Here is a 794-nt window from a genome sequence, read left to right as displayed (position 1 = left end):
ACTCGGACAACATCTCCGAAGGCGAATTGGTGTATGTCCGCGATGGCAGTGAAGATGGCACGAGAGGCCTGACCGAAGCGGAATCGACGACCTTCAAAATCTCCTCGCCGACATACGGACGTGGGATGGTGGAATCCGCCAGTTCCTCGTCGATGAACAATGCGATCCAGAGATGATCGAGCGTGTTATGGTCGATGAGGTGAAGCGCGTCCTATAGATTCGGCCGATCGAGCGCTCGAAAATGCGTTCGCCGGACGCTCACGTTTGATCCCGAGGGTCATTGACGTGCCAGCGTATCCTGCTGCTTCAAGACGGCACCTCGATGACTCGCCGGGCGATCAGGCGATCACGTCAGGCGGTTTCCTTGTAAGAGCGACAATGATTGAGGCCCGCTCGATTGCGCGTCAGCGTTCATGGAACCAGCGGTTAAGGACTGGACCCGGTTGATTGCGCAGCCACAGCCATGCCAATCCGATCATAACCTTTGGCGGCCGAGTGACCGCAGGGCGGCATCAGTCGCCGCAGCGGTCACTCTAAGATCACCTCGCGGGCCATGTGCAGATCCTTGAGATCGTTAAGGAGCGGATCAGCGGATCACGCGGTTGCTGCGCCTCCAGATCGAGCAACGCTCCCTTGCCCGACTTCAACAGTTGTTTTTGAATAGATCTTTATAATCAATGAGATGTGCGGCCCCCAAGTTTCCTTAGCACCACACGATCCCCAGATCGTTGCGTATGAGACAGCTATTCGCGGATGTTTGCCGGCAGGGCGATACCGGTAGCCTGGAAGACGCT

At 56.8% G+C, this 794-nt stretch carries 1 pseudogene; it reads right to left on the bottom strand.

Annotated features, from left to right (window positions below):
- Window positions 1-93 precede the first annotated feature (93 nt).
- Window positions 94-268: pseudogene (locus ACWGTO_RS33665) on the bottom strand (IS5/IS1182 family transposase); the annotation flags it as partial.
- Window positions 269-794 lie beyond the last annotated feature (526 nt).

The sequence above is a fragment of the Mesorhizobium sp. PL10 genome (genome assembly GCF_053714315.1).
The sequence above is the reverse complement of the archived record's forward strand: the minus strand, read 5'-3'. Positions and strand labels throughout refer to the sequence as shown.